Annotated in this window: 17 protein-coding genes; 8 read left to right on the top strand and 9 right to left on the bottom strand. The window is 47.1% G+C overall.

Translation table 11 applies throughout. The annotated features are described in order from the left end of the window. Positions 1-24 precede the first annotated feature (24 nt). Together QMZ64_RS08965 and QMZ64_RS08960 are read right to left on the bottom strand one after the other, a co-directional pair. Positions 25-1,293 carry an MFS transporter gene (locus QMZ64_RS08965; RefSeq protein ID WP_243943535.1) on the bottom strand — a complete coding sequence of 423 codons (1,269 nt, stop codon included), beginning with the start codon at positions 1,291-1,293 and terminating at the stop codon, positions 25-27. 15 nt (positions 1,294-1,308) lie between these two features. Then, positions 1,309-2,226: a bifunctional helix-turn-helix transcriptional regulator/GNAT family N-acetyltransferase gene (locus QMZ64_RS08960; protein WP_301441261.1), complete on the bottom strand. Its 918-nt coding sequence runs from the start codon at positions 2,224-2,226 to the stop codon at positions 1,309-1,311. A 272-nt stretch (positions 2,227-2,498) separates the two neighbouring features. Here QMZ64_RS08960 and QMZ64_RS08955 point away from each other — a divergent pair, with 272 nt between their 5' ends. After that, on the top strand, positions 2,499-4,571 hold the full coding sequence (locus QMZ64_RS08955; protein WP_301441260.1) for a beta-galactosidase: 2,073 nt from the start codon (positions 2,499-2,501) through the stop codon (positions 4,569-4,571). Positions 4,572-4,577: 6 nt separating this feature from the next. Here the strand turns inward: QMZ64_RS08955 and QMZ64_RS08950 are convergent, their stop codons facing one another. The 4 genes from QMZ64_RS08950 to QMZ64_RS08935 form a co-directional block, all read right to left on the bottom strand. Next, entirely contained in the window at positions 4,578-4,736 is a 159-nt protein-coding gene (locus tag QMZ64_RS08950; RefSeq protein WP_164468291.1) for a hypothetical protein, read from the bottom strand. 76 nt (positions 4,737-4,812) lie between these two features. After that, positions 4,813-5,958 (bottom strand): phytase, encoded by a 1,146-nt coding sequence (locus QMZ64_RS08945; RefSeq protein WP_265624851.1) that lies wholly within the window; start codon positions 5,956-5,958, stop codon positions 4,813-4,815. Between the two features lie 250 nt (positions 5,959-6,208). Then, the gene (locus tag QMZ64_RS08940) at positions 6,209-6,607 is read right to left on the bottom strand and encodes a hypothetical protein (protein ID WP_265624850.1); all 399 of its coding nucleotides are present in this window, start codon (positions 6,605-6,607) and stop codon (positions 6,209-6,211) included. 71 nt (positions 6,608-6,678) lie between these two features. After that, on the bottom strand, positions 6,679-8,169 hold the full coding sequence (locus tag QMZ64_RS08935) for a peptide MFS transporter (protein WP_243943527.1): 1,491 nt from the start codon (positions 8,167-8,169) through the stop codon (positions 6,679-6,681). Positions 8,170-8,459: 290 nt separating this feature from the next. Here QMZ64_RS08935 and QMZ64_RS08930 point away from each other — a divergent pair, with 290 nt between their 5' ends. After that, the gene (locus tag QMZ64_RS08930) at positions 8,460-10,196 is read left to right on the top strand and encodes a right-handed parallel beta-helix repeat-containing protein (RefSeq protein WP_265627862.1); all 1,737 of its coding nucleotides are present in this window, start codon (positions 8,460-8,462) and stop codon (positions 10,194-10,196) included. Between the two features lie 23 nt (positions 10,197-10,219). Here QMZ64_RS08930 and QMZ64_RS23310 read toward each other — a convergent pair whose 3' ends face one another. Next, on the bottom strand, positions 10,220-10,438 hold the full coding sequence (locus QMZ64_RS23310) for a YczF family membrane protein (RefSeq protein ID WP_026580535.1): 219 nt from the start codon (positions 10,436-10,438) through the stop codon (positions 10,220-10,222). Between the two features lie 124 nt (positions 10,439-10,562). Here QMZ64_RS23310 and QMZ64_RS08925 point away from each other — a divergent pair, with 124 nt between their 5' ends. The 4 genes from QMZ64_RS08925 to QMZ64_RS08910 are packed head-to-tail and all read left to right on the top strand — an operon-like array spanning position 10,563 to position 15,328. Beyond that, positions 10,563-12,206, top strand: a complete 1,644-nt coding sequence (locus tag QMZ64_RS08925; protein WP_205689380.1) for a spore germination protein — start codon at positions 10,563-10,565, stop codon at positions 12,204-12,206. Continuing rightward, positions 12,190-13,413 (top strand): Ger(x)C family spore germination protein, encoded by a 1,224-nt coding sequence (locus tag QMZ64_RS08920; RefSeq protein ID WP_301441259.1) that lies wholly within the window; start codon positions 12,190-12,192, stop codon positions 13,411-13,413. The genes QMZ64_RS08925 and QMZ64_RS08920 overlap by 17 nt, the downstream gene beginning before the upstream one ends. Before the next feature lie 24 nt (positions 13,414-13,437). Continuing rightward, positions 13,438-14,544, top strand: coding sequence for a GerAB/ArcD/ProY family transporter (locus QMZ64_RS08915; protein ID WP_301441258.1), 1,107 nt, complete (start codon positions 13,438-13,440; stop codon positions 14,542-14,544). 55 nt (positions 14,545-14,599) lie between these two features. Then, positions 14,600-15,328, top strand: a complete 729-nt coding sequence (locus QMZ64_RS08910; RefSeq protein ID WP_165426038.1) for a MerR family transcriptional regulator — start codon at positions 14,600-14,602, stop codon at positions 15,326-15,328. A 32-nt stretch (positions 15,329-15,360) separates the two neighbouring features. Here QMZ64_RS08910 and QMZ64_RS08905 read toward each other — a convergent pair whose 3' ends face one another. Both QMZ64_RS08905 and QMZ64_RS08900 read right to left on the bottom strand, forming a co-directional pair. Continuing rightward, positions 15,361-16,044 carry an ABC transporter ATP-binding protein gene (locus QMZ64_RS08905; RefSeq protein ID WP_243943518.1) on the bottom strand — a complete coding sequence of 228 codons (684 nt, stop codon included), beginning with the start codon at positions 16,042-16,044 and terminating at the stop codon, positions 15,361-15,363. A gap of 15 nt (positions 16,045-16,059) precedes the next feature. Further along, complete coding sequence (locus tag QMZ64_RS08900; protein WP_301441257.1) at positions 16,060-17,499, bottom strand: ABC transporter permease; 1,440 nt, start codon at positions 17,497-17,499, stop codon at positions 16,060-16,062. A 217-nt stretch (positions 17,500-17,716) separates the two neighbouring features. On the opposite strand from QMZ64_RS08900, the gene QMZ64_RS08895 reads away from it, so the two are divergent. Both QMZ64_RS08895 and QMZ64_RS08890 read left to right on the top strand, forming a co-directional pair. Further along, positions 17,717-18,403 (top strand): response regulator transcription factor, encoded by a 687-nt coding sequence (locus tag QMZ64_RS08895; protein WP_243943514.1) that lies wholly within the window; start codon positions 17,717-17,719, stop codon positions 18,401-18,403. Continuing rightward, complete coding sequence (locus tag QMZ64_RS08890) at positions 18,393-19,820, top strand: sensor histidine kinase (protein WP_265624846.1); 1,428 nt, start codon at positions 18,393-18,395, stop codon at positions 19,818-19,820. Before QMZ64_RS08895 ends, QMZ64_RS08890 begins: the two co-directional genes overlap by 11 nt. Positions 19,821-19,830: the final 10 nt, after the last annotated feature.

Below are 19,830 nucleotides of genomic sequence, written 5' to 3'. Positions count from 1 at the left end.
GAACAACAAAAACAGGTTTTTCCATTATTGCTGGACTGAACGCCCTTCCTGATTCAGTGTTGGGTTTATTTTTTTAGGTTCCGGCAGGAGGATGTTCAAAATGCTTGCTGCCGCCAAAATAACGATTGAAAGGTAGAAAGACATGTTATAGTTGCCTGTTTGGCTGTACCAGACGCCGGGCAAATAAGCGCCGAGCGCCGAACCGATCTGATGGCTGAGGAACAGCCAGCCGAGAATGAACCCGACGGAGTACTGCCTGAAATACTGGGTTGCGAGCATTTGCGTCGGGGCGACGGTCGCAAAGTCGACCAAACCGAACAAAACCGCGAAGCAAAGCAGGAGCATCGAGTTGTGGCTCGACAACAGAATGACAAGCGACAGCGCCCTTACGGCATATAAAAAGCACAAAATTTTCCGGCTGCTCCAGCGGTCAGCGACGACTCCGGAAATCAAAATGCCGATGATGTTAAACCCGGCCAGCAGGCTGACAGCGGCGCTTGTTACTTCGGTCGAAAACCCGTGGTCATGCGAAAAAGGGATAAGGTGGGTATCCATTAACCCTGTCGTTGTAAATCCGCAAATGAAAAACGGCAAGACGAGGAACCAAAACGTCCTTTTGAGAAAAACGGCTTTGTATGGAATCTTTTTCGGCTGGGCATCCGGCTCTTCTTTTATCTCGCCGCCCTGAGTGCCGCCGATCGGCTGTACATTCTTTTCCGAAGGATGATTCCGCAATAACAAGATGACGATCGGAAATACGATAACAGCTAAAAACAATCCGAGAACGATGACGGTCACTTTCCAGTTAAACCAGTGGATCAACATGAGCGATCCAGGGACAAGCAGCATCTGCCCCGCGCCGAATCCCGCTTCCATAATGCCGAATGCAAGCCCCCGCTTCTCATTGAACCAGTTGGTCACGATTACGGTCGACGCGACATTCGAAGCACCGCCGACGCCGAGAGAAACGATGATGCCGTACAAAATAAACAGCTGCCACGGAGAAGTCACGAGATATGTAAAAAAGATGCTCAAGCCAACCAGAAGCGTGCTGAGAGATAAAATGATCCGCGGCCCGAACCGGTCGACAAGCCTGCCGATCACTGGCTGGGATACGCCGTAGACAATAAAGCTCAGCATGGAAATAAGCGAAATCGTGCCCCTGTCCATTGAAAATTCTTCTTCCCAAGGCTGAATAAAGGCCCCGAAAGAAAGGCGCACCCCTTGAACGGCCAAAAGCGTCAAAAACGTCACAAAAACGATAATCCAGGCGTAGTGTATTTTCCGTTTCATAGATCCTCCATTTCGTCAGCCTAACTCGGCATCCCAGCGTTCTTCCCGGAGCCGCTGTCCCCATAATAAAGTCTCGTCTTTCACTTCCGTCAGTCTGAATCCGAATTTTTCATACAAAGGCCGCGCTTCAGCCATCGTACTTACCGTCCATAGAAAAATCCGCTCAAATTGATTGTCTTTGCAATAATCGATCAGCTGCTTCAAAAGGCGCGTGCCGACTCCCTGATGCCGAAAAGCGGCGTCGACCAGAAACCATCTGAGCTGTCCGGTTTTGCCGGGATGTTTGACGAGCCCGACGCATCCAGCAAACCTTCCGGCGCTCTCCGCGATCCAGATGTTTTCGATATCGGAATCAAATGTTTCGTGAAGGTAATCCAAAAATGAATCGTCCCAGCCGTGTGTCTCCGCGTAAAACGCACGCTGTTTTTCGATCATCAGTTTGATATCGTCCGATATATAGTAATCTCTTATGGAAACGTCCGATTTCTCGGGCGGCAGGTGTTCCGACAATATGCATTCAATTGTATTCATCGCCTCCGTCAGCTTTTCCTGATGGGGGCCGCCGATATGCTTCAGCATGTATTCGATTTGCTGATTGGCTTTTGTCTCCAGCTTCTTATAAATGGATTCGCCGAAGCTTGTTAAATAGATATAGTGGTTGCGGCTGTCCTCCTCGCTTCTCTTTTTATAGACCATATTTTCCTTTTCGAACCGCTTCAGGATCCGGCTGACATAGCCCCGGTCCAGGCCGAGCGTATCTTGAATCAGTTTGGCTGTACAATCGGCCGTATTGTGAATTTCGAATAATATCCGGGTTTCCGTCAATGAAAAAGGGCTGTCATAAATATGTTCATTCAGAAAACCGAGCACATTTGTGTAGAATCGATTGAACTTTCTGAATTTTAATGTGATAGAATGATTGATTTCTGTCATCTCAAAACCTCTCTCCCTATAAATCGTTGCTTTAATCAATTATAATAAAATCGTTGATTTAGTCAAGTGTATGGAAATAAAGTTAAAAATGTTAATGATAGATTATATTTTACAAATAAAGAAAGATAAATTCAATCATACAGGAAAATTCATCCACTAGGCAGGGAAGAGGGAAGAAAACAGAGTATATAATCTAACAACCTATTTTTGAAAGCGTTTAATGTCTGTCTCCGCGTCATATGAAAACGAGGAAGAGAGGATGAAACTTTACGATGGTCAAACCGTATCCCCCGATCAGCCGGAAAGTTCCCCGACTGTTGCATGGAGCCGATTACAACCCTGATCAATGGCTTAAATATCCGGACGTTTTAAAAGAAGATATCAGCCTGATGAAGCTGTCCCGCTGCAATGTGATGTCTGTCGGCATTTTCTCCTGGGTTTCGCTCGAGCCTGAAGAAGGAAGATTTACATTTGATTGGCTCGATCAGGTTCTTGATACTTTCAAGGAAAACGGAATTTATGCGTTCTTGGCTACACCGAGCGGCGCCAGACCGGCTTGGATGTCCAAAAAGTATCCCGAGGTGCTGAGAACGGAGCGCAACAGGATCAGAAACCTTCACGGAAAGCGGCACAATCATTGCTATACGTCGCCTGTCTACCGCAGGAAAACGGCGATCATAAACGGAAAGCTTGCGGAGCGCTATGCGCATCACCCGGCTGTCATCGGCTGGCATATCTCCAATGAATACGGCGGAGAGTGTCATTGTGAACTTTGCCAAGATAAGTTCAGAGAGTGGCTGCTCGCGAAATACAAAACGCTGGGCCGCCTTAATCATGCATGGTGGACATCGTTTTGGAGCCACACCTATACAGATTGGGACGAGATCGAGTCGCCGGCTCCGCACGGCGAGGATGCCGTTCACGGTCTGAATTTGGACTGGAAGCGGTTTGTCACAGATCAGACGGTTGATTTTTGCCGCCATGAAATTGCCCATGTCCGTTCTTTTAACCCCGAACTGCCCGTGACGACGAATTTTATGGGAACATACGCCGGATTGAATTATTGGAAGTTTGCCGATTTGCTTGATGTCATCTCGTGGGATTCTTATCCGGCATGGCACAACAGCCGGCAGGAAGACAGCCGGCTTGGAGCCGATATTGCTTTTGTTCATGACATCAATCGGTCTCTTAAAGGCGGCCGGCCGTTCATGCTGATGGAAAGTACGCCGAGCATGACGAACTGGCAGGATGTCAGCAAGCTGAAGCGCCCTGGTATGCATGAATTGTCATCATTACAGGCAGTCGCTCACGGATCGGACACTGTTCAGTATTTTCAATGGCGGAAAAGCCGCGGCTCAAGCGAAAAGTTTCACGGGGCCGTCGTGGATCATGCGGGATCAGAGCATACGCGCGTTTTCCAGGAAGTGAAAAAGCTTGGGGAAAAGCTCGAAAAACTTGAGGATGTCGCAGGAACGACAGTCGAACCCGAGGCCGCGATTATATTTGACTGGGAGAATCGCTGGGCTTTGGAAGACGCCCAAGGTCCGCGCAATATCGGCATGCATTATGAACGGACCGCCAAATCGTTTTATGAACCGTTTTGGCGTGAAGGTGTACCGGTTGATGTAATTCATATGGAGGCCGATTTCTCCCGCTATAAGCTTTTGGTTGCCCCGATGCTCTACATGCTGAAAGAAGGCAGCGCCGAAAGGATTGAACAGTTCGTTCAAAACGGGGGTACATTTGTCGCCACTTATTGGTCGGGTATTGTCAATGAGGATGATCTTGTGTTCCTGGGAGGGTTTCCTGGAGGCTTAAGAAAAACGCTCGGCATTTGGTCTGAGGAGATCGATGCGCTTCATGACGGGCAGAAAAACACCATCGTGCTGGATGCAGAAAACCGGCTCGGATTAAGCGGGAGCTATGAAACCAGCGAGCTTTGCGATCTGATTCATTTAGAAGGAGCCGAAGCGCTCGCTCTGTACGGGGAAGATTTTTACGCGGGCCGGCCGGCGCTGACGGTCAATTTGTTCGGAGACGGGAAGGCCTACTATATCGCTTCAAGGAATGAGGCGGCGTTCCAAGAGGCGTTTATATCGAGGCTCATTGAAGAGTGCGGGATTGCCAAAGTGCTCGATACAGAGCTTCCGAAAGGCGTCACCGCCCAGCTCCGCACAGACGGCCGCCACGATTATATTTTCGTGATGAATTTTACAGCGGAAAACCGCACGGTCTCGCTTCCGGAAGAAACATATACGGACGTCTTAAAAGGAACCCGGAAAAAAGGCGCTCTCAAACTGCCTCCATACGGAACGAGCATTTTGCGGAGAAGCCGCAAAGCCTAGGAAGCCTCATTCTTCAGGCCGGCGCTTCGTGCAACTTGCAGCAGCGAGCAGGAAGATGACAGCTGAAATATACGCCAACACACCTTGATCGAAAATAAAGAGAAGCACCACATTTGATAAAACCGCCAACATGATAAACACTACAGCATAAAGATTTAGACGCAATACCATCCCTCCATTAATTGTTATCTTAACATGAAGGGATGTGAAAAATCCGCGGGAAATACCCGCGGATCGGTCGTTATTTGGCTCGGTTTTTCAGTTTTCGGGGATTGACTTGATCATCTATATCAGGTTTGTCATCCAGCGCGTCGGCGATTTTTTCCCAGGAGACAATTTTGAAGTTCTGATTGACCGGTTGTCCGTTTTCCGTATTTTCTCCGTCTTGGGCGACAAAGATGCCGTATGGATATGTTTTGCCGAGGCCGAAGCCGATGACGTCGATTCCATCGGTATCGCTTGTCCCGTCGATTTCTTTGCCATTATCAATTGAAAAAGCGGTGACATAGTCATTTTTCCCGCGCCGGTCATAGATGGCATAGCGGTTATCGCCCTGACTGGATGCGATCAAATACCCTTCTCCGTCTTCTCCGTAGTAAATCGTCAGCCCTTCAATATCAGCGGTTAGATGCGGTCCGTCGGCACGATCGACGATTTTTCCTTTATCTCCGCCGTCCGGCTCGGCGCTGAAAGACCAAATCGCAACATCTTCTTCGGCGATGTACATTTTGCCGTATTCATCATCTGCCGCAAGCCCTTCTGTTTGAGAGCCCATTTTGAATGAGCGGACCTTTTTGCCTTCGACTTGTCCTTTTCCGTTGTCAAACAGTTCATATTGCTCGAATTCTCCGTTCTTTCCGGTCACCATGGCGTAGAACTTGCCGGTTTTCTGGCTGTGATACAGGGTGAAGCCATATACCTCCTGGATATCGGTTTGAATAGGTTTTTGAGGATTGACGATGTTCTTCAGCTTGCTTTTTTCGCCGTCAAAGGCGTAAATTTCAACCGTGTTTTTGCCGTCTGACCGGTTTGAGGCCCCGGCAATATCAATTTTTTTGCCATCGAGCGGAAAATTGTAGCGCAGATCGACATTGTTTAATTTGCCAAATGGATAGGCAGCAAGCTGTTTTCCCTTCAAATCATAGACGATTAAGCCCGATTTTTTGTTTGTTGTGATCAGCCTGCTTTTTTCAGGCTGCTTCGGATGAACCCAAATCGCCGGGTCATCTGCCGCGTCGTCAGGGGTGTCGACCGGCTCTGTCTCCGCATCGGCAGTCACCGTGAATTCTTTGTGAGCCGCAGCTTCGTTATGGGGGAGACTGCTCCATGAGGGAGACCATAAAGATGCTGCAAGTGTTGATAAAGCGAGCGTTTTGTAAAAGTTCATATATTAAAACCTCCTTTTGATAACACTTATCCTAGCAAACCAATGAAAATTATCATTTGAGGGGATGTAAACTTTTGTTAAAAAAAGACCGCCGATACTCTAGAGTGTGTAACCGCAAAGAAAACCCCCGGAATTTTTTCCGGGGGCTGCCTTTAACATCGCTATCTCTCATTGAATCGGAATGTATATATGAAACGCAAGTTCGTTTAAATCCTGATCCATCGGGTAAAATTCCAATTGTGTAAAAGCGTCACAATTTAAACGAAGACCTTGATCTTTGATCCATTGATAGACTTTTTTGATAAGTCACTTCAGGCCGCTCATGCTGCGGATGCCTTGTATGAGCATATGTCAGAGCGGGCGCCTGATAGCTGATCATTCCTTCCGGAAGGGTTTCGGGGAGGCTCTCCGTCTCCATTAGTATATAATAAGTGAATTCCCCTTCGCCGTGATGATCCGATATGGCCCACATGCCGCTGTCTTCTTGAACACCGACTATTTCTCCGCGCCGGTCTTTCAGCTGCTGAATGATGCCGTGGAGCTTTTTGCCCGGGCTTCTTCGAATGAAACCGTTTGTGAAAAGCCAATACCAACAAATCCGGGCTTTGCCGTCTTTTTGATCTCCATATTTTATCCTCCCATCCTGCACCGATTGGTTATTCAGTTATTCGCCGGACAAGAAGCAAATCCTTCAGAAAAGGAGTATCAGCCTGTTGCTTTTTAATTGACACCCTTCATAAATTTCTGAATTTTCGGTGACAGCAACATCAAAATGATTCCGAGCAGGATGGATACACCGCCGATGACGCCGAAGTAGGCGATCTCTGTATCAGCGCTGTAAAATCTGACGATCTGTGCGTTGATGGCCTGTGCAGAAGCGTTTGACAGGAACCATAGACTCATCGTCTGCGCTGAGAATGCCGCAGGAGCCAGCTTTGACGTTGCGGATAATCCGACTGGAGACAAGCACAATTCCCCGAGAACGACGATCAGAAAGCTGAGCACAAGCCACATTGGATTGGCAAGTGATTCAGTGCCGTTGATATAAGCAGGGAAAATCATGACGACAAATGACAGTCCGGCTAAAATCAAGCCGAGTGAAAACTTCGTCGGCGTTGACGGCTGGCGGTTGCCGAGCCTCATCCAAATCCATGCGAAAACCGGTGCAAGCACAACGATGAACAACGGATTCAGCGACTGGAACCAAGATGAGTGCAATTGGACACCTAAAAATTCTAAATGAGTGCGTTTATCTGCATAGGTGGCTAAAATATTGGCGCCTTGTTCCTGAATCGCCCAAAACATCATCGATGCGACAAACAGCGGAATGTAAGCTGTGAGACGGGAACGTTCATCACTCGTCGTTTTGGAGCTTTTAAACATAACGATGAAATAAATCAGCGGGATCAAAATACCGAGACAGCTGACGATCATCGTAAACAGCTTGATTGTCATCCAGCCCATAAAGGCGGAATAGCCAAAGATGGCAGCGATCACCAAAACACCGATTCCAATCCGTCCGAACACCATTTTTCTTTCAGCGGGTGTCAGTGGATTCGGTACCGTTCTTCCGGCAGGTCCGAGGTTTTTCTTCCGTGTCGCCAAATAGGTCAGCAGCCCGAACAGCATGCCGATAGCAGCAAGGCTGAAGCCGAGATGGTAGTTGTATGTCTGGCCGACTGTACCGACGATAATCGGCGCAAGAAATCCGCCAAGGTTGATCCCCATATAGAAGATGCTGAAACCTGAATCGCGACGGGTGTCTTCAGGGCTGTATAACTCGCCGACAACGCTTGATACGTTTGGTTTTAAAAGGCCTGTCCCAATGATGATCAAGAACATGCTGATGAAAAACGCGGGGACGCTTCCCGGGAATGACAAAAGAATGTGTCCGAACATAATGAGCACGCCGCCGTAAAACACGGTGTTTGCCGTTCCGAGGAGCCTGTCCGCTATCCAGCCTCCGATGATGCCGGACATATAGACGAGGGAACCGTATACGGCCATAATCGAGTTCGCTGTGGTTTGATCAAACCCGAGGCCGCCTTTTGTCACCTCTGTATACAAATAGTAGATAAGGATGGCTCTCATACCGTAGTATGAAAAACGCTCCCAAAATTCAGTGAAGAATAAAGTGAAGAGTCCGCGGGGATGTCCAAAAAACCCCTTTTGCGGAATGTTTTGAAAAGTTTCTTTTTGATGGTTTGACATTCGCAATACTCCTTCTCTTTCTATGTCTATTATAAAAATCATATTCTTATATAATGTTCGTGTCAATACACCTTCAATCGATTTGAATTTTTGATTGATGATGCAACAAGTTGTGAAGCGCTTTACAAGCGGATAGTAAAAAGTTTTGGAAAAAAATTCGGATGAAAAGATTTTTTAATAAAATTTTATCTATCTCATGTACAAGCGGATTTTACTAGATTGGCATATATATATCAGGAACCGTTTTACAAAAGGAGGCTGAAAACAGCGTGCAGCAGCAACCTGAGGAAATGAGAATGACAGTGGTTGACGCGACAAAGTTCGGTGCTGTCGGCGATGGCAAAACAGACTCCACAAATGCAATCAACGAATGTTTGGCATGGACAAAGTCGATGGGATACAACACGGTATGGATACCGAACGGCACGTACCTGATTGACGGGACGAAAAACAGCGACCCGCGTGCTCCGTTTCGCGGAGCCGGCATCAATGTTCCGGGCAATATTGAAATTTTGATGGACGCGGAGACCGTCATCAAGGTAAAACCGAACAGCTCATGGGGATACGCTGCTTTTTATATAGGCGGAACATCCAATGTGAAAATATCCGGAGGCAGCATCATTGGGGAAAGGGATGAACACACATATACACCGGCGCCGAGACCGACCCATGAATGGGGATTCGGAATTTGTATCGAAGGGGCGTCAAATGTCGTTATTGAACATGTGAGAATAGCCGATTTTACAGGAGACGGAATCATTATCAGCAACGGAGGAGACGGCTATAAGCCGTCAAAGCGTATTAAGGTAACCAATTGTGAAATCAGGCGCTCCAGAAGAAATAATTTGTCGATCACAGGGTGCGACAATGTTCTTGTTGAAGGATGCGAAATTGCAGATGCGGGGACAGGCAACGGCACGGCTCCCCGTTTTGGGATTGATATAGAAGGCTACAGTGAAGGAAACATCGTCTATGAAGAACCCGTTAATGTCATCATCCGAAACAACGTGTTAAAGGGCAATGTCAACAATGCCATTTCCAATTTCAACGGCACTTCTGTCATCATCGAAGGCAATATCGCAGACGGTACCATTTCATACGGATACGGGACGAGTACGACGATTGCAAACAATATCATCAAGAAAAACCCCGAATCCACCGGACAGAGCATCGGAATTAACGGCCTCGGTGTAGGGGCTTTGGAAGCAAGAAGCGATGCCGTTATAAAGGGGAATTTGATTTCGGGTTTTACGACAGGCATCGATATCCGCGGAAAAAGCGTTTTTGCCACGGGAAATCAAATCCGTGATTTTGTAAATGCCGGAATTCTTGCTTATCAAACGTCGCAAATCTTCATTGAAGGGAATAATATCGAAAACGACGTGCCTGAGCAAAGGTCCGGCACCGCTCTCAGCATCACGCAATCAGACAATGTAACGTTTTCAGGCAATCAGATCGCAAATGTCGTACTTGCGGTCAGGAGCACAGGCAATGACGTCCAAATAAAGGATAACGTCATCAAGCAATTCTCCAGAGGCATCTGGATATCGCAAGGAAATGCTGTGATAGAAGGAAACTTTATTTCGCCGGCCGGCTTTCAAACGGTGCCGGAGTCATATGCCGTATCCGTCACAAATACGGCTTCTGCAGTCATTCGGAAAAACACCTTCACCCGCTTCAGAAACTTTCCAATATACTGCTCGACAAATGAGCATACAAAAATTATCGGAAACGACATCGAAGATTCACCGCTGATTGTCACGCTGTATCTCACCCGCGGAACACACGAGATTATTGGCAATACGATCACGCTCGGCAGGCCGTCCTTGCCGGCTATCCTCATTTATCTCGACCAATCGTCGAACTCGGCGATCCTCGACAACACGCTCCGCAGCAATACCGCTGCAAGAGTGACGGCAATTCAAACCAATACGTCCAGGCAAACGCTGATCATCGGCAATAGGGTTGTAAAAGGTATGATCCATTCCCACGAGACAGATACGGTTAATGGAAATATTGAAGTTTAAGCTCCCTTTTGATGGGGAGCCTTTTATGTCCTTTTTTTCTTCTTGCGGAAGTTCGCCGAGGCTTCGAGAAAAATGATAAACAAAAATAAAAGGATCATGATCCACTCGCCTACCTCTAAGATGGCAAACGTCAGGGAGTTTATTACGGCTCTTTGCAAGGTCATGCCTTGAAATACATCAAGCATGACAGCAAAAGTCTCTAAGGAAACAAATAATAAAAGCCCGATTCCGATCAGTTTCAACTTTTCACCACTCTCCGTTCCCCGTTATTTTTTCTCTTTTCATAAAGCACTATTCCCCCGGGAATAGTATAAATGTGCTTTTGCAAGGAAAAATATGAAAAACGAAAAGGGGATTCTGACAGCCATGCCATTCTTTTTTAAAGGTCGTCATCAAAAAGATAACAAACAAGAATCTCTTATGAGTGGAGATAAAAACCCGGAAACGGTAAATGTATCCGGGTTTGTGCGTCCTTTGCTTGCCGAAAACCTGAGCGTGATTAAAGAAACGACCGGAAACAGCGCAGATGTCGTCATCCGCAAATTAAAAACGGGCGCTGACGAGAAAATCGAATTGGCCGTCGTTTATGTCGGCGGCATTACAGATGAGAAAGCCATCCATGACTTTTTGCTGGAATCGATCATGAGCTCTGAAGAATTAGCGAAAAAGGAATACGGACGGGATGTTCTTGAGACGATTGCAGGTGATGCCGTTGCGCTGGGCGGTGTCGAAAAAGAAAAGCGATTGGACAAGATGCTTGAATCGTTGATGGCAGGGGATACGATCATTTTGGCCGAGGGAACGGAAACAGCGGTTATTACGACCACGAAAGGCGGGGAAAAGCGTTCGATCAAGGAGCCTGAAAATCAGCAGGCATTCCGCGGTTCACGTGAGGGATTTATCGAATCTGTCGACACGAATATTTCTTTGGTGCGCCGAATCATTAAAAACCCGAATCTTTGGGTTGAAAAAATGACGATGGGAAGCGTCACAAAAACCGATGTGGCAATCATGTATATCAACGGGGTGTGCGACCCGAAAACGGTGAAAGAAGTCAAAAAAAGGATGGCTGGCATTGAGATCGACAGCATCCTTGAATCGGGGTATATTGAACAGTTTATTGAAGACGCTGTGTTTACGACCTTTCCAACGATATATCATACCGAAAGGCCGGACATGGTCGCAGGGAATCTGCTTGAAGGAAGAATCGCCATCTTTGTTGACGGTACACCGTTTGTCCTGCTTGTCCCTGCCGTTTTTATTCAATTCTTTCAATCAGTTGAGGATTACTATTCACGCTTTGACATTGCGACGTTCATCCGCTTTTTACGCGTGTTGATCTTTTTTATTTCGCTTATTGCGCCTGCCGTCTACGTCGGTGCGACGACGTTTCACAAGGAAATGATCCCGACAGAGCTTTTGATCGTAATTGCCGCGCAGCGTGAAATCGTGCCGTTCCCGGCTGTGGTGGAAGCGCTGATCATGGAAATTTCGTTTGAAATTTTGCGAGAGGCGGGCATCCGGCTTCCGAAAGCGATAGGTTCTGCCGTTTCGATTGTGGGAGCCATCGTCATTGGACAGGCGGCTGTTCAGGCGGGGATTGTGTCGCCGGCGATGGTCATCGTCGTAGCGATCACAGCGATTTCAAGTTTTGCCACACCTTCCTTCGCCATGGCGATATCTGCCCGGCTGGTTCGGTTTTTCTTCATATTAGCCGCGGCGACGACGGGTTTTTACGGCATTATTCTTGGACTGATCATCATGTTTGTCCATTTATGCAGCCTCCGTTCGTTCGGTGTTCCATATATGACTCCTTTTGCGCCGTTTATTCTGAAAAACTGGGGCGACTCCATCGTTCGTTTGCCTTGGTGGACACATGAGAAGCGGCCTGAACTGATCGGCAATGACAATAAGGTGCGTCAAGGAGAATACCAGAAACCCAATCCGCCGGAATCAGGCGATATGAAGACAAAACAAGAAGATGGTGATCCAAATGAAACGAAGCCTTAAGATTGTGCTCCTGCTGGCCGCCATTGTTCTTCTTCAAGGATGCTGGGATAAAAGAGAGCTGACAGATTTGCTGCTGATCACCGCCATCGGTATTGATAAAGGTAAAAATACAGATTACGAATTAAGCTATCAGATCGTCAATCCGATCAATGTGACAGGCGGCCTTCAAGGCGGACAGGGAGGAGACAGGCCGCCGGTTTCAAGCTATTCTGTGACGGGCAATAATCTGACGGAAATGAGCAGGCACGCGTCGGCGAAAATGTCGAGGGAAACTTATTACTCCCACACGAACCTCGTGGTTGTTGATGAAAAACTCGCCAAGGAAGAAGGCTTGATCAAAATTCTTGATGTTCTTGACCGGGACACCGATTTTCGTTCAACGGCGACGATTATTATTTCCCGCGGCCAAAAAGCGAAAACATTCATCCAGACGCTGACGCCGATCGATAAGATCCCGTCAAATAAAGTAAACAAAACGTTGCAATTTACTGAAGAGCATTTGGGAGAACATATGAAAACGAGCGTGCAGGATGTCGTCAAGTGCTTGACATCGAAGTCAAAGCACCCGGTTATTTCTTCTTTTAAAGTAACCGGAAACAAGGAGAAGGGTAAAAAGATGGAAAACGTGCAGTCTACATCTCCTGAGGCAATAGTCGAAGCGGACGGGCTGGCAGTCATTAAAGAAGGCAAGCTCGTCAACTGGCTTGAAGGCAAAACCGCGCGAGGCGTTTTATGGCTGCGCAATAAAATCAGCAGAACGTATTTGACCATTACATTGAATCACGAGAAAGATGCCGTCACATTTGACGTCATCCGCCAAAAAACAAAAATCAGATCTCATCTTAAAAACGGCAAGCCGGCAATTTCGGTTGAAGTCGACATGGAAGGGGACATCGGCGAAACCACTGTGCCGATTCACCTCGATGATCCAAAAGTGCTGAGCGACATCGAAAGGAAGCTGGCAAAGGAACTGAAAAATGAATTGCAGCATACGATTGATGTCGCTAAGCGAAACAAGACGGATGTTCTGCAATTCGGTGATATTGTGTATCGCAACCACCCGAAAGTGTGGAAAAAGGTGGAGGGCGAGTGGAGCAACCGGTATTTTCCTGATACAGATGTCGACATTACGGTTAACGCATATGTACGGAGAACAGGCTTAAGGAACAACCCGAACATTTTGAATCATCATGAAGGGCGTTCTTGAATGAAAGAGAGAGGAGGGCTTTAAATGGAGAAAGCAAAAATCAGTGCTTCACAGCTGTTCGTGCTGATTGTTTTGTTTGAACTCAGCAGCTCGCTGCTGATTTTTCCGGGACAATCTGCAGAACAGGACGCCTGGATCGCGATCTTGTTCGGAACAGCCGGGGGACTGGCTTTGTTTATGATGCACCATTTTTTCTACCAAGTGAATCCTGATGCCTCTCCATATGAAACGCTGATGAATATTTTTGGAAAACCGGTTGGATGGTGCCTGACGTTTATCTACATTGTTTATTATTGTTATATTGCGGCAAGGGTTTTGCGCGATTTTGGCGAAATGCTGCTGACATCGGCTTATCCGAACACGCCGATTATCTTCGCGAATGGCTTGTTGATTGCAGTTTGTATTTTTACCGTGAGGAAAGGAATCGAGGTCCTGGCCCGTTCAGGCGAGCTGCTGTTTGGCATCATGTTTTGGCTTGCTGTCACGGGCCTCATCTTAATTGTTTCGTCAGGCTTGATTAAACCGAAAGAGCTTTTGCCCATTCTCGGAAACGGCCCCGGTCCGATGCTCCATGCCGTGTTCACGCAAACACTGTATTTTCCGTTTGGCGAAATTATCGTCTTTACATTGATCCTGCCGTATTTAAAAGAAAAGAAACAGGCGAAAAAAGCGGGGCTGTTGGGAATCGCCATCAGTGGCATCATCCTGGCTTTTAATGTGGCATTGAACATCAGCGTGCTTGGCGTCGACCTCAATATGAGGTCGCGCTTCCCATTGCTGAGTACGATCCAGACGATTCAAGTAGCCGAATTTCTGGACAGGCTTGATGTATTTTTCATGCTCGTGTTGGTGATTGGCGGTTTTTTTAAGATGAGCATTTTCATGTATGCCGTAACCGAAGGCGTGACCGTCTTATTCAAGCTTAAAAACCCTTCCAAAATTGTTCATGTCATCGGCATTGTCATTTTGATTTTATCTGTCTCCATTGCCAGTAACATTTCGGAGCATGTCAAAGAAGGAATCGAGTTTGTTCCTTTATATGTCCATTTGCCGATGCAGGTGATCCTCCCCGCTTTTATTTGCCTAGTCGCTTATGTGAAAATGAAAAAAAATAAAAAAAAGGCCGTGTAATGGATTGACCCCGCCCTTAGGGCACCCTTTAACATGACAGACGAGGTGAAGTTTGATGCTTTATACGGTAAAAGAAGTGGCCGGGTTGGCGAATATCACGATCAAAACGCTATATCACTACCATAAAATCGGCCTTTTATGCCCCGCGGAGGTGACGGATGCCGGCTACCGCCTGTACGGGGTAAAAGAGCTGGAACGGCTGCAGCATATCTTGTTTTATCGGGAGCTCGAATTTCCGCTCAAGGAAATTAAACAAATACTGGACGGCGAAGCTGATCGACTGACGATTTTATCTGAACAGAAACGTCTTTTTACTGCCCGTTTGGACAGGATAAAACAGCTGATTTCTACAATCGCTCTCTCGATTCAGCAGGCCGGGAAAGGAGAAGCAATGGATCAATCAAGCATGTTTAAAGGGTTTTCAAGCAGCAGCGAATGGGAGGATGCACTCGCCGAACAGAACCGCTATTTGAAGGAGGCATATGACGTCGACTTGCTGAAAGGAGAACCGGTCATCGCGGAAGAAATGAATGAAAAAGCTGAAGAGGCGGCCCGTTTTATGGATGGAATGGCCGAAGCGCTCAGAGATGGAGTCAAACACGACCATGAACAAGTAAAGACCGCCATTAAACGGCACCTCAAGTTTTTGGGGATCACGCCCGGTGATTTTCAGACGCAGACACGCTTCTTTATCGAAGATGATTTTCATCGCGGGATGCTTGAAAATCAGCAAACCGGCCTCTCGTATTATTTGGCGGCTGCTGCAGAAGCTTTTGCTTCATAATAAAAGAAGGGGAACGGCTCATGCCGTTCCTCTTATCCTGCTGATCTGCGGTTTTTGACGGTAAAGCCGCCCCTTGAAAGCCGGATGTTGACATCGGATACCTTTGCGATCTGTTCGTCATGGGTGACCATGATGACGCATTTGTTTTCTTGGTGGGCAAGGTTTTGGAAGAGCCGGACGATGTCCTTTGATGTATTCTCATCCAAGTTGCCGGTCGGTTCATCGGCGACGATTAAGTCCGTGTCACAGCAGAACGCTCTGATGATGGAGACACGCTGCTGCTGCCCGCCGCTTAATGTCAGTACTTTCTGTCTGGCCTGCTTTTCGCCGATGCCGACTTTTTCGAGCATCTCCAAAGCGTATTGTTCTTTGTTTTTGACCTGAGATCCGGTAATTTCCATGGCCGATGTGATATTTTGGAGAGCCGTCATATACGGCAGCAGGTTATAGGACTGAAAGACGATCGATACATATTGATTGCGGAAGCTGGTCAGCCCGATTTTTGAAATGTTTTCTCCTTTATACAGGATGTCTCCCACTTTTGGTACATCAAGTCCGCCTGCCAGCGATAAAAAGGTCGTTTTGCCGGAACCGGAAGTCCCGACAATCGTATACAAGAGCCCTTGGCTGAATTGAATGCTGATCTCTTCAAAAAGAGGCTGATCCTGATTTTTATACCAATAGCCGACATTCTGAAATTCTAAAATAGTGCCCATGATCTTCACTTCTTTCTATTCTTGTTTTGTTAAAATCGTTTTCGGATGGAGCCTTAAAACAGATATTGACGGAAGGAGCGTCGCGAACAGCGCGATTAAAAGGCCGATGCCGCCGAGTGCCATCAAGTCCCCGAAGGATACTTGGATGTCGAGCTGATCAATGGCTGAGACTTGAGCCGTCCTTTGCCCGAAGAAGCCTCCGCCGCTTGGCCCTATCATTCCGCCTGCGGACTGGCTAGTTGACGTTTGTTCGATTTGCTGGCTCAAGAGCTGGTTCCCGATTTGCCCGGCAATCAGGCTGCCGGTTAATGCTGAGATGCCGATGGCAAGCACTGCGATCATTAAGATTTCGGTCAAAAACTGTCCGACGAGTTTCCAGCGTTTTTCGCCGATCGCCATCAGAACGCCCATTTCGTATTTTCTTTCTCTGATTGACATCATGACGATCAGTCCGAGGATCACCGCTCCGGCGATTGTGACGAGATAGACGACATTTTTCGAGAAGGATGCGACATTTTCAATCGGGCCGACCATCTGCTGGTACAACTGATCATTGGCATCCAATGTGAATGTATCCAAATCAATGCCTGTTTTCTTGGCAGCCGCAATGAAAGCGTCGATGTTTGAGGCGTCGTCTATATTGTAGACCGCTTCATCAATCGCGTTTTGATAATCGTCGCCTTTTAAGGCCGATGCCGCCGTATATGGTGTGTAGATTTTGTTATAAGGGTTTAAAAAGGCGAAGTTTTGCGCTTGATTATCACCGGATGAAGTCGTTTGATAGATTCCGACGATTTTTAATTTGATCGTTGTAGCTTCATCGCTGCTCGCTTTGACTTTGATCGTATCGCCGACCTTCAGATCGTTTTCTTCGGCAAGCGTTTCTTCAATCACGGCGACTTTTTTATTCACATCATCCTTTGTTAAAGCGCGGCCTTCCGTGATCTTGGACGTCCCGTCGGAAAATTCGTCGACAAGGGCTGTGCTAGTCACACCTTCGATTGATACATCTGCCTGCATCATTTGCCGGCCGCCCTGTTCATTGCCGCCCGGTCCGGCCGGCTGCTCGCTGTTTGAGTCCGTTGAATTCTCGTCACCGCTTTCGATCGGATCGAAATTGTCCGCTAAAGCAGACGTTGAGGAGATGTAGTTATAGCTTTTGACATAATCAAGGCTCGCAAGCTTCTCGGCTGATTTGACAGAAACGGGGGTCGATTCAAATCTTTTCCGTTCTCCTGATTCCTGCTGTTCTTTCATCATTTTTTCCCTGTCAACTTTGAGCGTGACGCTGCCTCCAAGCTGTTCCCTTGCCAGTTCGCTCGATTTCACTGCCGCCGACTGGATCGTAATTCCTGTCAGCACGAGCACGCAAATCATCGTGAAAACAAACAATTGTAAAAGTGTTTTTCCTTTTTTCGCTTTCATGCTCCAAAAGGCTCGTTTGAAAAAATTCATAACGCGTGATTCCTCCGTATCTATTACATTTATTATGGCTGCGAAGTCAAACGGCAGCAGGACTTTTGCCTTATGCTTGATTTCATCTTAGCCGCTACTTATGAATAAATTATGACCAAACTGTTGCCAGTCCTTTAAATGTTCAGAATGGAATTGAGAAATGGCTGAGCCCTGTGTAAAATGAATCTAACGTTTGTCTAGCGGAGGCATATTGACGATGAAAATATTAATGATCGAGGATAATTTAAGCGTATGTACAATGACAGAAATGTTTTTTGCAAAAGAAGGATTTGAAACAGAGTTCGTCCATGACGGACTTGAAGGATATAACCGTTTTAAATCGGATGATTGGGATTTGCTGATCATCGATATCATGCTGCCGTCGATGGACGGAGTCACGATCTGCAAAAAGGTCAGAGAAGAGAGCACGGTTCCGATTATTATGCTGACGGCAAAGGATACGGAATCAGATCAGGTGCTCGGTTTTGAGCTTGGGGCTGATGATTATGTGACAAAGCCGTTCAGCCCTTTGGCGCTTGTGGCGAGAATCAAAGCGGTGAGCCGGAGGTATCAAAGCGCCGGCCGGCAGGATTCTGCTGACAGCGACACGCTTGAAACGGAACATTTTAAAATCAATAAAAAAACGAGAGAAGTGTTTTTGGACGGCGTTCAAATTCAAAATTTGACGCCTAAGGAGTTCGATTTATTGTATTACCTGGTGCAAAGTCCAAAACAGGTTTTCTCAAGGGAGCAGCTGCTTGAGCAGGTTTGGGGATATCAATTCTACGGAGACGAGCGGACCGTTGATGTTCATATTAAAAGGCTGAGAAAAAAGCTTGGCAGCGACTCGCGGCCGTTTCTTTATACCGTATGGGGAGTAGGGTACAAGTTCGATGAAGATTAAGTATCTCTATCAGCTGCTGGCCAGTCACATCAGTATATTAATCATGGCTTTTCTCATTACCGGGGCGCTGTTTTCCCACTTTGTCAAAGACTTTGCTTACGAGAGCAAAGTCGATGAGCTGTCTTCTTACGGCTACCGCATCATGGGCGAAATGGAGATGCGGCCAAAAGGCGCGCCGGCCATTATGAAGCCGTTTGAAGAAATTTTGCGAAGCAGGAAGATCAGCTTCTTTCTTTTTAATGAAAAGAAAGAGGTCTTGATGACGCCGGCCGATTTGCGGCCGCGAAAACTGCTGCTCAGTGATGAAGAATGGAAAGAGCTGAAAGATGGAAAGGCCGTTGTCGTCAAAACCGACTTTAACCGTTTTAATGAGGAAGTCTCGGTTGTGGCGCTGCCCAATATCGTCAACAATGAATTTCAGGGAGGCATTCTGCTGACCGCTCCGATCAGCGGGACCGAGGAAATGATCAGCGACATGAACCGCTTTATGCTCTTTACGGCGGCGGGTGTTATCTTAGTCGCTATTCTTTTAAGCTGGCTGACGTCCAAATTCCATGTCGCCCGCATTCAGAAGCTCCGCGACGCAACGAAAAAAGTCGCCGCCGGAGATTATGACATCCACATCGAAAACCGCAATAAGGATGAAATCGGTGATTTGGGCGACGATTTTAACATTATGGCCCGCAAGTTAAAAAGCTCAAGCGAAGAAATCGACCGGCTTGAAAAGCGGAGAAGGCAGTTTATCACTGACGTCTCACATGAGCTGAAGACGCCGCTGACGACGATCAGCGGTTTAGTGGAAGGGATGAACAGCCAGACGATACCCGAAGAACAGCAGGATAAATGTATGAAGCTGATTACGGAGGAGACAAAAAGGCTGATTCGCCTCGTCAACGAAAACCTTGATTATGAAAAAATCCGCTCCAATCAGATTACACTGCAAAAGCTGCATTATCCGCTGATCGAAGTGTTTGAAATCATTAAAGAGCAGCTGGGGCTTCAAGCGGAGGAGAAACATAATCAGCTGATCCTCGATGTGGAGGATCATGTGATGGTCAATGCTGATTACGACCGGCTCATCCAGATACTCGTCAATATTACGAAGAACAGCATTCAATTCACAACGAACGGAACCGTTTGGCTGAGAGGCCGGGAAGACTATAAGGAGACGGTGATCGAAATAGAGGATACCGGAATCGGCATTGATGAAAAGGATATTGAAAACATTTGGGACCGTTTTTATAAAGCAGATTTATCACGGACGAACACTCCTTACGGAGAATACGGGCTGGGGCTGTCGATCGTCAGACAGCTCGTCTCCTTACACAACGGTACGGTAGAAATTGAAAGCGAGAAAAACAAAGGAACAAAATTTATCATCCGTCTGCCGCTGACAGCGAGAGATGATGATGAATAGAAACCCGCCA

Source organism: Bacillus sp. LB7 (assembly GCF_030449715.1).
Classification (GTDB): domain Bacteria; phylum Bacillota; class Bacilli; order Bacillales; family Bacillaceae; genus Bacillus; species Bacillus paralicheniformis.
This window is presented reverse-complemented; position numbering and strand designations above follow the sequence as displayed.

Coding starts and splice junctions, on each gene's coding strand:
- QMZ64_RS08915 (WP_301441258.1), top strand. CDS start 13,438: ATGGAGAAAGCAAAAATCAGTGCTTCACAGCTGTTCGTGCTGATTGTT.
- QMZ64_RS08910 (WP_165426038.1), top strand. CDS start 14,600: ATGCTTTATACGGTAAAAGAAGTGGCCGGGTTGGCGAATATCACGATC.
- QMZ64_RS08890 (WP_265624846.1), top strand. CDS start 18,393: ATGAAGATTAAGTATCTCTATCAGCTGCTGGCCAGTCACATCAGTATA.
- QMZ64_RS08955 (WP_301441260.1), top strand. CDS start 2,499: ATGGTCAAACCGTATCCCCCGATCAGCCGGAAAGTTCCCCGACTGTTG.
- QMZ64_RS08925 (WP_205689380.1), top strand. CDS start 10,563: ATGCCATTCTTTTTTAAAGGTCGTCATCAAAAAGATAACAAACAAGAA.
- QMZ64_RS08945 (WP_265624851.1), bottom strand. CDS start 5,958: ATGAACTTTTACAAAACGCTCGCTTTATCAACACTTGCAGCATCTTTA.
- QMZ64_RS08965 (WP_243943535.1), bottom strand. CDS start 1,293: ATGAAACGGAAAATACACTACGCCTGGATTATCGTTTTTGTGACGTTT.
- QMZ64_RS08935 (WP_243943527.1), bottom strand. CDS start 8,169: ATGTCAAACCATCAAAAAGAAACTTTTCAAAACATTCCGCAAAAGGGG.
- QMZ64_RS08960 (WP_301441261.1), bottom strand. CDS start 2,226: ATGACAGAAATCAATCATTCTATCACATTAAAATTCAGAAAGTTCAAT.
- QMZ64_RS08930 (WP_265627862.1), top strand. CDS start 8,460: ATGAGAATGACAGTGGTTGACGCGACAAAGTTCGGTGCTGTCGGCGAT.
- QMZ64_RS08905 (WP_243943518.1), bottom strand. CDS start 16,044: ATGGGCACTATTTTAGAATTTCAGAATGTCGGCTATTGGTATAAAAAT.
- QMZ64_RS08900 (WP_301441257.1), bottom strand. CDS start 17,499: ATGAATTTTTTCAAACGAGCCTTTTGGAGCATGAAAGCGAAAAAAGGA.
- QMZ64_RS08895 (WP_243943514.1), top strand. CDS start 17,717: ATGAAAATATTAATGATCGAGGATAATTTAAGCGTATGTACAATGACA.
- QMZ64_RS08920 (WP_301441259.1), top strand. CDS start 12,190: ATGAAACGAAGCCTTAAGATTGTGCTCCTGCTGGCCGCCATTGTTCTT.